Genomic DNA, 13,298 nt, shown 5'->3' with positions numbered 1-13,298 from the left:
CATTAACACAATTGTTTGACCAGTTTGAGCGGAATATCGGTAGGCTCAAAATCCTGATGTGCGACAAAGCCATATTTTTGGTAAAAGGCGAGTGCCGTATGGGTACTTTCTAGACTGATTTCGGTAATATTCTTTTTCCTGACGCAGTGCATCATGTTCAACAATAATGCCTTACCAATGCCTTGGTACTGACGTTCAGGGCAGATATAATTCAGTAAAATTTGTCCCTGATCACTGACTAAAATAAAGCCGACGACTCGATTGTCACTAACGTAGACCCAGCTATCGTTATAAAGCATCCACATTAAAATATTCGATTGATTTGCCTCCTCAAGCCAAGTTTGAATCACACTTTCATTACGTTGATGGTCCTGGATACATGAACGAATGCTGTTGTGAATCACGTGAATAATTTCGGGTATGTCCTGGATTTGTGCTTCGCGTATCATAATTTTTTCTTTTTATAAAAAACTCCAACAGCCTGCCATTTCAGAAGATATCGCCCTGTGCTTAAAGAGGCTTATTGTTGCGTTTTATGTTTTTTTGCTGCCATTGCGCCGTTGGGTTGGGTTTTTATTTCAAAATTGTTGCAAAATTTACAAATGTATATTTATAAATTAATCATTAAATATGGATAAATAACCACATAAATGCATCTAACTATACTGTTTTTAAAGTAATAATAGATCTTTTAGAAATGTATACATACTCAATGATTTCAGCAGGTGTAATAGTTTGAAATAAATTAGCAAAGAAAATAGGCCAAATTTCAGCTTTAAAATAATTTTGTATGAATTTTAAACGTTATTGTGCGTTATATTAGTCCATAAAAATATTCGATGATTCAAGATGTGCATGCGCGTCATCGGCAGTAGGTTGTTATTATGGTTAATTTTCTCATTGTGATATGTATTCTGATCGCGTTGTCTGCAGCGGGCATTGTGGTCAAAAAAATCCTAAAAACAGAAAAATATCGTCAAAAATATACGCGCTACCAAGCACCAGAAAAATCGAACAGTATCTCTTTAGCATCGAATGATGATGCTATACGCCAAGTCGATCAGGTCATTGAAGTTGATGAATATGAACAGCAACTTTTTGATGATATTGCGGAAATTTTCTTTCAACAACAATACAAATTAGATTCGCTACAGGCAGCCGAGCAGTTACAAGAAGTCTTTTTACGTCGCATGCCAGTGAATTGTAAAACTCAAATTCGCCAATTAGATTTGAATGAATGGTCGATTTATTGGAATTTTTACAATCAATCACTCGAGTATTATTTAGGCCGATACGGTGAGTTTTATACACATGTCGACCGTTTTGGCGAAGAACATAAAATTGAATATCGCTATCAAGACTCCGCAAGTTGAAGCAAAATGCGATCTTGGACTAAATCGAGATAACTCAAATCATCGGTTATTCGGGCCATTAAAATAGCGCCTTCATAATCCGCCAAGCTGACTTTGGCAAGTTGAGCGGCGTGTTCGATGGTCATGCATCGCTTAAAAAACACTTCAAAGGCGAGTTGCCACTCGTGAAAGATGGACTGCAATTTTGCAAAAATCTCGGTAGGCAAATGTTGCCGTTCCATACTTAATATCCCGACTAAACAGCCTAATCCACCTTGGCTAAAAAACTGGATGGCCAATTGATGAATTTGCGAGAATGCCTGTTGAGGTGATGCAGTGGATTGCTGTAATTGCTGAAAAATACTGTGCTGTAACTTTACATGTGTCAGGTTTAAAATTTCCATCAGCAAAGCGTCTTTATTCGGATAGTCATAATAAAACGCAGCTTTTGAGAGTCCACAGGCTTCAGCCAATTTCCCCATACTGCAGCCTATATAGCCATAGCGTTTAAAGGCGTGTGCTGACTGTAGTAATAGATGTTCTGAGGTATTTTTCCGTGGACGCATGTATCTCTCTATCCGAATAATTCAATGTGCTATGTATGAAGTAAATTGGTCTAGGCGACTAATAGCTCGTTAAACCTTCCAATCACTTCCTGCCATAAGAGTTCAGCACCTTTGCGGAAATAACCCATATGACCAATCTGTTTTAGACCATAATCTTCCGCTTCAATATTGATATAGTGCATTGACGCTTGCGCATAATGTTGCATAAAAGCATGTCGTGAATTGGGTAATGCCCAGTCATCATCAAGTGCAGCGACCGCATAAATCGGCGTTTGAACTGCAGCATATTGTTGAGATAGCTCACTCAGCTCAGGGTCGGCAAAGAAATAGGTTGGGTTTTTACACCAACGGCGCCATTGTTTATAGACATCGACAGGAAGGTCAGCGCCCATATTGAGTTTGCTCCAAGGCAAATACCCTTTGATGGCAACCATCGGCGGAAAAACGATATTCCACATAACATGAACTTTCATTTTTTCTTTAAAGGGCATATAGCCATGCCAACCTGCGCCAGTGCCAAAACAATACATGGCACGTATCTGATCATGATTTGGGGTGAGGCCTAGGGCTTGGCCGCCATAGGAGTGTCCCACTAGAAAAGTTTCCTGACCGTGTTGTTGCATATAAGCTATGGCACCAGAAAGGTCATAACGTCCCCAGTCAAGATAAGACATCTTAAAGCCTTTAAGTTTTGACGGTGCAGAACGTCCTATACCACGATAATCAAAAGTCAGTACTTGATAACCGAGTCCTGCGGCATACTCGGCAAAACGACGGTAAAATTGTTGAGGTACACCTGTCGCACTTGAAATAATAATATTGGCCTTAGCGGCAGTATTAGGCCGATATTCAACGCCTGAAAGCGTATAACCATCAGTTGCAGGGAAACTCACGGGTGTACTATGTATTTCTTGCGCTGCTGGTTCTAAATCCGTTGACATAATTTTTCTCTTGATAGGCAGGACGTAAAGGGTTTACTCAGTTTAAATAAAGGGTTATTTGCCCTGAAAATTGGCTGCGCGACGTTGTAGCATGGCCATCAAACCTTCTTGTACATCTTGTGTTTTTAGTAGTGGTTGTAAATGCTGATCTAATTGAGCAAATGCAGCATCGGCTCCCAAATGCACCCCTTGCTGTGCTGCAGCGAGTGTTGCCTGAACCGCTAGTGGTGCGGCCTGCGCAATTTGTTCCGCAAGTTCAATGGCACGAGATAAGGGTGCTTGGTCAGTGATTTCAGTCACCAAGTTCATGTCATATGCCGTTTGCGCATTGAAACGTTCACCCGTGAGTAAGTAACGCATGGCTTTATTCCAACCCGCTGCTTGCACAAAGCGAACTGTTGCACCACCAAAAGGAAGAATGCCACGTTGCACTTCCATTTGAGCAAACTCGGTCTGACGCTGTGCGATCACGACATCGGCATTCAGCATGAGTTCAATACCCGCTGTAAAACAGAACCCTTTTACCGCGACCACAACTGGTTTTTTTCGTTGTCGTGAGTTGGTTCCCCACGGATTAATTTGCTGATCAGGAAAATTAAACAGTCCACTGCCAAGTTTGGGTTGTAATTCGACCAGATCTAGACCTGCAGTAAAATGATCGCCATGAGCAAAAATTACCGCACAGCGTAAATTTGGATCATCTTCATACTCAGTGAGCGCCAGTGAAAGGTCATGAATTAAATGACTGTCAAACGCATTTCGTTTATCTGCACGGTCCAAACCGATTAAATAAAGATGACCACGAATTTCTCGACTTACACGACCTTGTTGTTCTGACATTTGGATGATTCCTTCTGATTATTCTTTATGCATAGCTAAGTTTTTAAACGATTGTTAGAAAACTGTCAAAACTGATGGGTTCAAAACATCAAAATCATCGTCTGGTGGATGAGTGGTTTGATTTAAAATTTACAGAGTTGATATGAAATAGTGTGGGATATAGCTTGCCTTTGGGCTGATTTTTTCCATAATAGCTGCAGCTTTTTTAAGGCCCAATCAACCATGTCGAAATTAGAAATAGTTGCAGTTATTATTAGCTTAATCGGGGTGAGTTTAACCATTAAGCGAAATATGTGGTGTTGGTGGTTTAACTTTGCAGCTTTTTTGCTGTATGCCTACCTGTTTTATACCTACAAACTTTATGGCGAAACCATTTTGCAGTTTTTCTTTGTAGTGGTGAACTTCTACGGTTTTTATCATTGGTTGAAGGGCAAACAACAAGACCACGACATTCGTATTGAACCGATTGCGACCAAAATTGTGATCTTTCAAATGCTCTTAGCTGCGGTGGGCGGTTTGATTTTTGGTTTAAGCCTGCACTATTTTACCGATGCAGCCGTACCAATTTTGGATGCACAATTGGCCGCGTTTAGCTTACTCGCAACGTATTGGACCAGCCGGAAACATATTGCTACTTGGGTGCTTTGGGTATTTGTCGATATTATCTATGTGGGTATGTTTATATACAAAGACCTGTATCTCACCGCGGCGTTGTATGCCGGTTTTGTGGGCTTGGCGGCGTTTGGTTGGTGGCAATGGACACAAGTCAAAAATAAACAGCAGCAACAGGCGATGAAAGCTTTATCCATTTAGCCCACAGATGTTTTTTTCATTCCCAATTTGACAATTTATAAAAATATATTTACTTTGTAACCATAAAGGGCATTTCATAATCGGGCTTCACCCCGATGAGAAGTGCCTTTTTTATGCCTTAAGAAATGTGGCTGTGTTCATTTGAGTCTAAGACATGTCATAAAATCCTCTGTGAATTTATAAGCAAAATTGGGTGTCTGCGAAGCTTGATTTTAATAGCTGATGATCCGATCCCGATGAATAAGTAAAGAGTGTGCAGAGTCATGATTATCGACTTTCAACTTGAGCAGCAACTGCGTTTTGACCGACAAGCTACGGTTCTACTGCAGCAAAAGGCGAGCTTTTTTCAGTTTGAGCAAATAGCAGATGTGTATAACGCTGAATGGCTCAATGCATTTCCACAAGGGACGCAATGTAGCATCAGCGGTTTGGATGATGGTGCAGATGAATACGGCATCCAAATCAGTTATAAACACCAAAGCGTCTTGATCGATTATTCACAAGCAATCAAATTGGTACACCGTGATCGGGATGGTGTGGTGCATAGCATGCTTTTAAATTAATAAAATTTTTAAAATCAGCTCTTTAAAGATTCGTTTTAAAAAAGAAAAAAATAAGCGTAAGAAGAAATGAAAAGATATGGAACGTTATTAAAGCAATGACGCAACTTGACCCAAAAGATTCAACATTTAAAATTTTTAATCAGCTATGTATTGAACTTTTTCATCATTATGGCTCGCACTGCACGTCTTTTGAACCCAGCGCTTTGATACATGCAAAACCAATGCAACAGCTTCCTGAACAAGCCAGCTTTGATATTTTTAGCCTCGGCTTCGGTCATTGGTACGCAAAGTTGTCCTATGCAGGGATGTATTTAAAAATTGATGCGGGCTGGGAATTTCAGCTCGAGTTCAAAGATCAGCATGGGCAAATCTATCAAAAAGTCCTTTAAGTCAAAGCCCGATTGACTTGCAGTATGGCAATTCTGTTTTTCTAGCTTGGTTTCAGGTCAATGACAGCCATAACGCTTTCCGATTTAATCCAAAACACAGTTATAGCAACTGTAGACTGGGCGAAATAAAACAATAAAACCTATATTGACCTGAAGGATTACGAGAATGGCACATCAATTTACCGTCAATGCCACTATTCATGGCGTTTCAATTGAAGATTTTAAACGACTAGCCGCAGATATCAGCTTGCATGAAGCGGTGTGCAAACGCATACCGGGTGAAAATCTAGAAATTTTAGAATCAAAAAAAACAGGTGATATGTATACCTTAAAACGTGCCTATAACTTGGATGTAAATATTCCAGATATTGCCAAGAAGTTTTTAAAAGATGCGTTTCGTCTGAAACGTACGGATATTAGTAATTTGGCGGCGTTAACGTCAGATGTCAAACTAGATCCGAACCTACCGCTCGAAGCCAGTTGCAAACGAAGTGTCAGTGGCGATGCGACACAAGTGAGTTTCAATTTGGACTGGACGGTGAAAGTCAAAGTTCCACTTATTGGTGGATTACTTGAAAAACATGCAGAAGGTGAAATTCGTCGTTTTAGTCAGCTTGAGATTGAAATTGTAGAAGATGAATTGCGTAAAAATTTAAAAGCCTGAATTGATTTGAAAGCGAGTTAAAAAAAGCGGTCATTGACCGCTTTTTTATTATTTTAGTGAGATGTTTTTTCAAAACGTTGACCATAAAGCATCGCAGTAAAGAAGGTCACCAAACAGACGGTCCAAATATAATACATGGCGCCAATGTTGCTGTATAAACTCAACCATTGAACCAATGGTAAGGTGATACCACCCGCGATGGCATAGGCCAAATTGTATGAAAATGAAATGCCCGAGAAACGAATCTGTGCAGGGAACATTTTCACCATACTATAAGACACCATACCAACCGTACCTGATGCCAAACCGAGCAGCATATAGAGCGCAAACACGGTCGATGCTGCCACATGGCCCAAGCTGTTATAGAACACGCCCGCGATTATTGCGACAAGGAGTGAACCGAACAGCATCACTTTACCCGCACCGAAGCGATCTGCCAAAAGACCTGCCAAGATACAACCGACCATTTGCATCACAATAGCGGCACTTTGCATTTTAAAGGCATCGGCACGTTCAAAACCAAAGGCGCCCGTGAGTAAATTTGGCATCGCTAAAATCAATACAACAACGCAGCCAGTTAAGAACCATGTAAACAGCATACCAATCACAACGCCTGTTTTGTGCTGTTGCAGTACTTGTTTCACTGGAAGCTCTTTAGCCAATTGTTTCTTTTCTTGCATGGCTTTAAATACAGGCGTTTCTTTTAAATAACTGCGGAGATAGAGCGCAACAAAGCCAAAGATCCCGCCTAAAATAAATGGAATCCGCCATGCCCAATCATGGATTTCTGACTCTGTAAATTGTAATGAAATAAACAAAGACATCAGTGCGCCCAATAGGATACCCAAAGATAAGCCGGCAGTGAGTAGGCCGTTGGCGATACCAATTTTTTGCTCAGGCACATGCTCTGAAACAAAAGTCCATGCCGCAGGGATTTCACCACCAATCGCGATGCCTTGAATCACGCGCATCAGTAGGAGCAGGAGTGGTGCTGCATAGCCAATACTTTCAAAAGTTGGCATCACACCGATCATCAGCGTAGGCAAAGCCATGAGTAAAATAGACAAACTAAATAAACGCTTACGACCAATCAAATCGCCAAAATGCGCCATCACCACACCACCCAACGGGCGGAAAAAATATCCGGCTGCAAAAATACCATAGGTATTCAGCATCGCCCAAAATGGACTGAGTCCAGTGGGGAAAAACAATTCCGAAATAATTTTGGCGTAAAACACATAAATGACGAAGTCATAAAACTCGAGAGCTCCACCGAGTGATGACAGTCCGAGGGTGCGTTTATCTTGACGAGTCAGGCGTGGCTGAGCTTCCATGCAAATATTTTCCAGCAGCAAATAGCATTTGAGGATTTTAGTGATTCAAATTTTTATTGAATAATCAAACTTTGTTGCCTTATTAAAAACTTATAGTTATGAAAATATCGTGAATTAAGAACAAAATAATATAGATAAAGTCGCATTAACTTAAAGAATGATTGGTGATGGATGGCGTTAAATCTTGGAATATAAATGATAAATATCAATAGTATAGGGCGGTGTGATCTGCTATTTTACTTTGTGCTCTATATAAACCATAAAAGATTCAAAGCCATAGCATGCCGTTGTTTTATACTCAGAACCGATAATAATGCATATTGCATGGTTGTTTTTTTTTAAATAACTGATGTTACGCAGTAACATCAGAAGCGTAATTTGATTCAAATGAAAGAATGATAAGCGGTAACGTCATCCGCAAGTGTTTGAGACAGGACTCCTTCTAATCAAAAATGTTTTTGCGATACTTTGAATAATTTGATACTAGTGAACGAGTTTTGTCGGTGAGGTGCATTGCACCGCAAGATGGTTTCCTTGCGAAGCTTTGCTTCTCATTTTGCCTAATGAGAAACATTGTTTCGTAAGAGTACCTCCAGCCGAAGGCTAATCCCTTTATTTAAATCCTAGATGTAAGACTTCGTCGAATAAACTTAAATATCATTTTAAAAATGCGTAATTACTTTTACGTGCGTAACATCAGTTAAATAATTTAAGCTTGCTAGACTTAAAAAAGGATAAATACATGAGTCATATTGCTGCTGTTGCACAACGTGGTGAAGCAATTTTGACGCTCACTGCCGCAGAGGTGCAAGCATCTGAAATAGGTTCTGCATGGTTAACTGCACTAAGTGAAACACTTCATGCCACTATGCTTAAGCGTCAAGGCGTAGGCATTGCCGCACCGCAAATTTATGTTTCTAAGCGGGTAATTATCGTGGCTTCACGTGCAAATTTACGCTATCCCGATGCGCCTGAAATGGAGGCGATCGTGATGGTCAATCCAGTGATTACATCTCGATCTACGACCACGGTTTTGGGTGAAGAAGGCTGCTTAAGTGTGCCGAATGCACGAGGACAAGTCCCGAGAGCCGAGCAAATTCACGTGCGATATTTGACCCTTCAAGGTGAAGTCAAAGAGAACACCCTGAATGGCTTTCCCGCACGGATCGTACAACATGAGGTCGATCATCTGAACGGAATCTTATTCACCGAGTGTTTAGAATAATCAACCGTGCTATTTCAAAAATATAAAAGTGACCAATTGAGTTATAAAAAAATAGCGGAAAAGTAATTTGAATAGTGATGCAAGTGAAGTTTAAAGGTTTCAAATGTTGCACTTTTAACTGTGAAAATAGACTTTCTTTTTGAAGCTAAAACCTTGTATAACTAGCGAAATAATAAAATAAAAAAGTAGATTAATGGGGAAGAAATGGGGCAATGCTGTCCGTACGAAATGGGGCGTACAATGGCGTAAATTGAAGCATCTTTTGTTTGAGTCGGACTATCTCATCATCAATTGGTCTGACTATGATAAAGGGCGTTTACTCCTCATCTTTGGCATGCTGAGTCAAGTTAGTGTGTTGAAGTGGTGCATCATGAATTTTTATTATTCGACCAATCGGATTTGGTTTAATCCGAGTGAACTCAAGTTCAGGATCATGGTCGCTTGTATTGTTCTACTCAGTTATGGCGTATTGGCCGTACTCAGCATTTATTTCAAAAAATATTTAAAATTCAGACTATTTTTTAGTTATTTTGCGCCCGTCCTTTTTGGGATCGGTATGATCTATGGTGGCTATATGATCGGGATCTATAGTCCTGCCACCATGGCGGGGACGGTCAATCTGCTGATGGTCGGTTTAGTTTTTTATCGTCCTGCGATTATGCTCAGTATCACATTTCCGATCACACTGTTTATTGGTTACATTTGTTATCAAACCTCGATTGAGCATCTAGAATATGCACCGATTTTCAGCCCAGCTTTAAAACAGAGTGAGTTTTACGACAATGCCTTTTGGCTGATGAGTATGGCGGAGTTGTATTTACCCATATTGTTCGTCAGTGCGGTATTTTTTCAGATTTTGCTTTTACAGTGGCGACACCGTGAACAAAAGATGGAAGTCCTCAGCCGTGTCGATGGGCTGACCAATGTGTTTAACCGACGTTATGTTAGTCATGAACTTGATACACTCAGCAAACAGACACGGCCTGAATTTGCAGTGGTTTTACTTGATCTCGACCATTTTAAATTGATCAATGACCAATATGGACATGATGCAGGAGATGCCGTTTTACAACGTGTTGCTCAAATTTTAAATGACAATACCCGTGTGCAAGATGTGGTTGGGCGTTATGGCGGTGAAGAATTTATTTTAATTTTAAAAAATCAGAGTTTAGAGCAGGCGATAGAGGTCGCTGAACGCTGTCGATTGGCCATTTCTGAAGCTGAAACCATGATAGCCAACCATCAAATGTTGAAGATTAGTGCAAGTTTCGGTGTAGCAACAGCGATCGAGGAGACACCGTCTGCTGTGGTCACGCGTATGGCCGATCAAGCGCTGTACATGGCAAAGCAACAAGGACGTAACCAAGTGCGTAGCTTTCGTGAGTTAAACTTAGTAGACGATTAAAAACTTAAAAGATAGCGATGCAGCAATTACAATTTCAGCTCGGATTAGAGCAGCTCGACTTTCAGACCGAGCAACAGAATATTCATTTTGATCATGGCTTAGCGTCTTTGGTACAAAAATGTGTCCGACATCAGCGCTTCGATGCTTTGGCAATTGAATATTTGATCTATGAAATTGAAGAAATTTTAGAACGATTACAGCTATATTATCAGACGCAGCGCTGTGCTCAGTCGAATGACTCGATGCTGCATATATTGGCGCAGACCTTTTTTGAACATGCGACCCGCATTGAACGACAAAGCTTAGAACATGGCTTTAATGAAATGATTGAACATACTGAATATTATCAAAATCTATTTGGTGAACAGGCAATCATTCAACTCAGTTATTTCGTTTTTATTCGAGAAATGATGCACCATTTAAACCTACAGCACATACAAGTTTTAGCTCAGAATGCGTCTTCACCATAAGGACTTATACAGATGCAGCTCAATTTGTTATAAATAAACAAGCACACAACAAAAAATAGCCCTTATGAAAACGCCTGTTCCAGATTATTTACAGCATGTCCTCAATGCCTGCGATGCCAATCAGCACGGAGCTTTGGCAGATTATATTCCTGAGTTAGCTAACGCCAATCCGAATAAACTGGCTTTGGCACTGTCTACCGTAGACGGCACGATTTATTCCACGGGTGATGACGAAGTCGAGTTCACCATTCAGTCGATGTCTAAACCTTTTGCTTATGCTTTAGCGATTCGTCATCTTGGCTTAGACAGCGTTTTACAAAAGGTCGGTGTCGAGCCATCGGGAGAGGCGTTTAATCAAATTGCGCTCGATCCACAAAGCAATACCCCCAAAAACCCGATGATCAATTCGGGGGCAATCACCACACATTCATTATTACCGCATGACGAACACAGCACTCGAGCTGAAATGCTCCGTGAATTTTTAAGTGAACTGGCAGGGCGTGAGTTAAGTTTTGATGAAGCAGTTTACCAATCTGAAGTGAAGACGGCTTTTCGAAATTTGTCGATCGGTTACATGCTGCGCACAGTCGGTGTACTTGAAGAAGACCCTGAAGATGTGGTGAACGGCTATATTCGTCAGTGTGCAATATTAGTGACGATTAAAGATTTGGCAAAGATGGCCAGTGTACTTGCCAATGGTGGCGTGCAAGCTGCCACAGGAAAACGGTTGCTGTCACGTTCGGTGGTGCGCCAAGTGTTGAGTGTGATGATGACTTGTGGCATGTATGATGCTGCGGGTGATTGGCTGACAACGGTTGGTATTCCTGCCAAAAGTGGTGTGGCCGGTGGCATCATGGGGGCTTTGCCGGGGCAGGTTGGGCTAGCGGTCTTTAGTCCGAAACTCGATACACATGGGAATAGTGTTCGAGGCGTCGAAATATTTGAACGACTGTCTAAGGACATGGGACTACATGTCATGGAGGGAACGCCTTCGGCGCAAACGATCGTCCAAAGTCGCTATAGCTGCGGGATAGATCATTCGTTGGTGGTGTATGAACTGCGCGGCGTATTACAATTTACTGAGTCGGAAATGTTGCTGCGAATATTAGAGGATGAACCTGTTGCGACTAACCATATCGTTTTAGATCTGACCAATATTTCTTTGATACACGATGTTGGTGTCCGAATGCTCTTTGAAGGTGTAGATCGTTTAATTGCGGATGGTCATCGCGTGGCAGTGATCGACTCAGAGCATCTCTTGGAACAAAGTCGAAGTCATGCAGGACATGAGGTGGTTGTTCGAGAAGAGCTGAGTCAATATTTACAACGGTTTGAGCGTTAATGGATAAAAGTCCATTGTTGATTTATACAACGTGCTCATAAGTTTAGTGCTTAGATCGGCTATAATTTTCTTTTTGCGTTAAATTTGCTTATGTCTTTTGAGTTAAAAGTCAGTTTACTCCCGAGTGCTGAAGCTTTATCCCCACAGCATAAAAAGCTGAACAAACTGATTGAGCAAATCGAACAGCAAAAGCAAGACTTACAGCTTTGGCAAAATGCGCAAAGTGAAATTCAGAGTTATATTCAGTTAAAACTTGTGCCGATCTACCGTGATTTGCATGCAGTGTACTACCGTCAGCTCACACAGCTTTGGCTGCATCTACAACAAGAAGACTTTGCCAAAGCAGATTTAGCACAGCTGGATGCAAAATTGACGAAACTGTCTAAGCAGCTTAAAAAATCCAACTACTTAAATACTGCCGAACTTGAAAAGGTTGCAGAGGTTGATGTTTTTTATCAGCATCAGCATCAGCATGCACATAACCAAAAGCTAAATAAAAAAGTTAAGTCAGCCCAAACTGAACAGAGCAAAGTAAAAGGTCATGTTGCAATAGAACAAGAAACACCAGAACAACATGAGTCTTATGATGACTGGGACAGCGAACAATATCAACGTGAGAAAGAAGAGCATCAGCGTAAACGTCTAGCGCAAAAACGTGAGCAAGCTGAAAAGTTAGTGAATCAATCACTGAAAACCGTGTATTTAAAAATCACCGCCATGATTCACCCTGACCGTGAACCTGATGAAACTAAAAAAGCTGAAAAAACTGAATTGCTTCAAGTGGTGAACCAAGCTCATGAAGCGCAGGATTTGTTTTATTTATTAAAGCTGCAATTACAGCTTGAAACTAATAAGGGCAAAAGCCCTAAAGCTTTAACGGATGAACATTTAAAGTTTTATAAAATGGCGCTTGAGGCTCAAAGCCAACGTCTAGCCAGTCAAATTGATGACATCAAGGATAGCTTTCACTGGAGTGAAAAACCGAAGCCGAAAAATATGCAGGTGAAAGATGTGTTTAAGGTGATTGATGGCGATGTTTCGGTATTGAAAGAACAAGTGAAGTGGGAAAAAGAACGGCTGAAATATATGGAGAAGGTGAAAGGGTTGGAGGTGTTGCTGGAGAATGGGGTGCTTTGATACTTTTTTCATTAAAAGCATGTTTCCCTCATCCCCCTTGCGAAGCAGTGCTTCTCATCCCATAGGGAGAAGGAGCTGCATCTAATTAAATACCGTCTATTGGCTTAATAATGAATATTCCCTCTCCTTATAGGCATAGGTATCTACACATTTTTTATAAATTGAATGCGATCTGAGCAATCGCATTCAGCTCATCAGACGAATACTCTGACAACAACTGAAGAGTGTTCAATAGTATTGAAAGCCCTGCCAGTATG

At 40.9% G+C, this 13,298-nt stretch carries 15 protein-coding genes; 10 read left to right on the top strand and 5 right to left on the bottom strand.

Annotated elements, in window-relative coordinates:
- Positions 1 to 2: 2 nt before the first annotated feature.
- Positions 3 to 449 (bottom strand): GNAT family N-acetyltransferase, encoded by a 447-nt coding sequence (locus tag FTU83_RS11365; RefSeq protein WP_180106548.1) that lies wholly within the window; start codon positions 447 to 449, stop codon positions 3 to 5.
- Positions 450 to 884: 435 nt separating this feature from the next.
- Here FTU83_RS11365 and FTU83_RS11360 point away from each other — a divergent pair, with 435 nt between their 5' ends.
- On the top strand, positions 885 to 1,373 hold the full coding sequence (locus FTU83_RS11360) for a hypothetical protein (RefSeq protein WP_168379275.1): 489 nt from the start codon (positions 885 to 887) through the stop codon (positions 1,371 to 1,373).
- On the opposite strand, the gene FTU83_RS11355 is transcribed toward FTU83_RS11360, so the two are convergent.
- Genes FTU83_RS11355 through FTU83_RS11345 form a run of 3 tightly spaced genes read right to left on the bottom strand, consistent with a single transcriptional unit; the run spans position 1,355 to position 3,699 of the window.
- Positions 1,355 to 1,918 (bottom strand): TetR/AcrR family transcriptional regulator, encoded by a 564-nt coding sequence (locus FTU83_RS11355; protein ID WP_180106546.1) that lies wholly within the window; start codon positions 1,916 to 1,918, stop codon positions 1,355 to 1,357. The two genes, FTU83_RS11360 and FTU83_RS11355, sit on opposite strands and share 19 nt — an antisense overlap.
- Before the next feature lie 50 nt (positions 1,919 to 1,968).
- Positions 1,969 to 2,859, bottom strand: coding sequence for an alpha/beta fold hydrolase (locus FTU83_RS11350; RefSeq protein WP_180106544.1), 891 nt, complete (start codon positions 2,857 to 2,859; stop codon positions 1,969 to 1,971).
- 54 nt (positions 2,860 to 2,913) lie between these two features.
- Positions 2,914 to 3,699, bottom strand: coding sequence for a crotonase/enoyl-CoA hydratase family protein (locus FTU83_RS11345; RefSeq protein ID WP_180106542.1), 786 nt, complete (start codon positions 3,697 to 3,699; stop codon positions 2,914 to 2,916).
- Positions 3,700 to 3,921: 222 nt separating this feature from the next.
- Between FTU83_RS11345 and pnuC the strand changes: the two genes are divergently transcribed.
- The 4 genes from pnuC (at position 3,922) to FTU83_RS11325 (ending at position 6,128) form a co-directional block, all read left to right on the top strand.
- Entirely contained in the window at positions 3,922 to 4,512 is a 591-nt protein-coding gene (pnuC, locus tag FTU83_RS11340; RefSeq protein WP_180106540.1) for a nicotinamide riboside transporter PnuC, read from the top strand.
- 263 nt (positions 4,513 to 4,775) lie between these two features.
- Entirely contained in the window at positions 4,776 to 5,075 is a 300-nt protein-coding gene (locus tag FTU83_RS11335) for a hypothetical protein (RefSeq protein ID WP_180106538.1), read from the top strand.
- Between the two features lie 221 nt (positions 5,076 to 5,296).
- The gene (locus FTU83_RS11330) at positions 5,297 to 5,464 is read left to right on the top strand and encodes a hypothetical protein (protein ID WP_180106536.1); all 168 of its coding nucleotides are present in this window, start codon (positions 5,297 to 5,299) and stop codon (positions 5,462 to 5,464) included.
- A 166-nt stretch (positions 5,465 to 5,630) separates the two neighbouring features.
- Positions 5,631 to 6,128 carry a DUF2505 family protein gene (locus tag FTU83_RS11325; protein WP_180005318.1) on the top strand — a complete coding sequence of 166 codons (498 nt, stop codon included), beginning with the start codon at positions 5,631 to 5,633 and terminating at the stop codon, positions 6,126 to 6,128.
- A 53-nt stretch (positions 6,129 to 6,181) separates the two neighbouring features.
- On the opposite strand, the gene FTU83_RS11320 is transcribed toward FTU83_RS11325, so the two are convergent.
- Positions 6,182 to 7,462 (bottom strand): MFS transporter, encoded by a 1,281-nt coding sequence (locus tag FTU83_RS11320; protein ID WP_168379268.1) that lies wholly within the window; start codon positions 7,460 to 7,462, stop codon positions 6,182 to 6,184.
- A gap of 742 nt (positions 7,463 to 8,204) precedes the next feature.
- Between FTU83_RS11320 and def the strand changes: the two genes are divergently transcribed.
- From def to FTU83_RS11295, 5 genes are all read left to right on the top strand, one after another.
- On the top strand, positions 8,205 to 8,687 hold the full coding sequence (gene def / locus FTU83_RS11315) for a peptide deformylase (protein ID WP_180106534.1): 483 nt from the start codon (positions 8,205 to 8,207) through the stop codon (positions 8,685 to 8,687).
- Between the two features lie 193 nt (positions 8,688 to 8,880).
- Entirely contained in the window at positions 8,881 to 10,092 is a 1,212-nt protein-coding gene (locus FTU83_RS11310) for a GGDEF domain-containing protein (RefSeq protein ID WP_180106532.1), read from the top strand.
- Between the two features lie 17 nt (positions 10,093 to 10,109).
- A complete protein-coding gene (locus tag FTU83_RS11305; RefSeq protein WP_180106530.1) occupies positions 10,110 to 10,562 on the top strand; it encodes a hypothetical protein in 453 nt (150 codons plus the stop codon).
- Positions 10,563 to 10,626: 64 nt separating this feature from the next.
- The gene (locus tag FTU83_RS11300) at positions 10,627 to 11,904 is read left to right on the top strand and encodes a glutaminase (protein ID WP_180106528.1); all 1,278 of its coding nucleotides are present in this window, start codon (positions 10,627 to 10,629) and stop codon (positions 11,902 to 11,904) included.
- A gap of 90 nt (positions 11,905 to 11,994) precedes the next feature.
- The gene (locus FTU83_RS11295; protein ID WP_180106526.1) at positions 11,995 to 13,041 is read left to right on the top strand and encodes a molecular chaperone DnaJ; all 1,047 of its coding nucleotides are present in this window, start codon (positions 11,995 to 11,997) and stop codon (positions 13,039 to 13,041) included.
- The last annotated feature ends 257 nt before the right edge of the window (positions 13,042 to 13,298 follow it).

Origin of the sequence: Acinetobacter sp. YH12152, from assembly GCF_013418285.1 — a bacterium.
In the GTDB taxonomy this organism is placed as follows: domain Bacteria; phylum Pseudomonadota; class Gammaproteobacteria; order Pseudomonadales; family Moraxellaceae; genus Acinetobacter; species Acinetobacter amyesii.
This window is presented reverse-complemented; position numbering and strand designations above follow the sequence as displayed.

What these genes read in the sequence shown, in the direction of transcription:
- FTU83_RS11365 (WP_180106548.1), bottom strand. Translation starts at nt 449, where the DNA reads ATGATACGCGAAGCACAAATCCAGGACATACCCGAAATTATTCACGTG.
- FTU83_RS11360 (WP_168379275.1), top strand. Translation starts at nt 885, where the DNA reads ATGGTTAATTTTCTCATTGTGATATGTATTCTGATCGCGTTGTCTGCA.
- FTU83_RS11355 (WP_180106546.1), bottom strand. Translation starts at nt 1,918, where the DNA reads ATGCGTCCACGGAAAAATACCTCAGAACATCTATTACTACAGTCAGCA.
- FTU83_RS11350 (WP_180106544.1), bottom strand. Translation starts at nt 2,859, where the DNA reads ATGTCAACGGATTTAGAACCAGCAGCGCAAGAAATACATAGTACACCC.
- FTU83_RS11345 (WP_180106542.1), bottom strand. Translation starts at nt 3,699, where the DNA reads ATGTCAGAACAACAAGGTCGTGTAAGTCGAGAAATTCGTGGTCATCTT.
- pnuC (WP_180106540.1), top strand. Translation starts at nt 3,922, where the DNA reads ATGTCGAAATTAGAAATAGTTGCAGTTATTATTAGCTTAATCGGGGTG.
- FTU83_RS11335 (WP_180106538.1), top strand. Translation starts at nt 4,776, where the DNA reads ATGATTATCGACTTTCAACTTGAGCAGCAACTGCGTTTTGACCGACAA.
- FTU83_RS11330 (WP_180106536.1), top strand. Translation starts at nt 5,297, where the DNA reads ATGCAACAGCTTCCTGAACAAGCCAGCTTTGATATTTTTAGCCTCGGC.
- FTU83_RS11325 (WP_180005318.1), top strand. Translation starts at nt 5,631, where the DNA reads ATGGCACATCAATTTACCGTCAATGCCACTATTCATGGCGTTTCAATT.
- FTU83_RS11320 (WP_168379268.1), bottom strand. Translation starts at nt 7,462, where the DNA reads ATGGAAGCTCAGCCACGCCTGACTCGTCAAGATAAACGCACCCTCGGA.
- def (WP_180106534.1), top strand. Translation starts at nt 8,205, where the DNA reads ATGAGTCATATTGCTGCTGTTGCACAACGTGGTGAAGCAATTTTGACG.
- FTU83_RS11310 (WP_180106532.1), top strand. Translation starts at nt 8,881, where the DNA reads ATGGGGAAGAAATGGGGCAATGCTGTCCGTACGAAATGGGGCGTACAA.
- FTU83_RS11305 (WP_180106530.1), top strand. Translation starts at nt 10,110, where the DNA reads ATGCAGCAATTACAATTTCAGCTCGGATTAGAGCAGCTCGACTTTCAG.
- FTU83_RS11300 (WP_180106528.1), top strand. Translation starts at nt 10,627, where the DNA reads ATGAAAACGCCTGTTCCAGATTATTTACAGCATGTCCTCAATGCCTGC.
- FTU83_RS11295 (WP_180106526.1), top strand. Translation starts at nt 11,995, where the DNA reads ATGTCTTTTGAGTTAAAAGTCAGTTTACTCCCGAGTGCTGAAGCTTTA.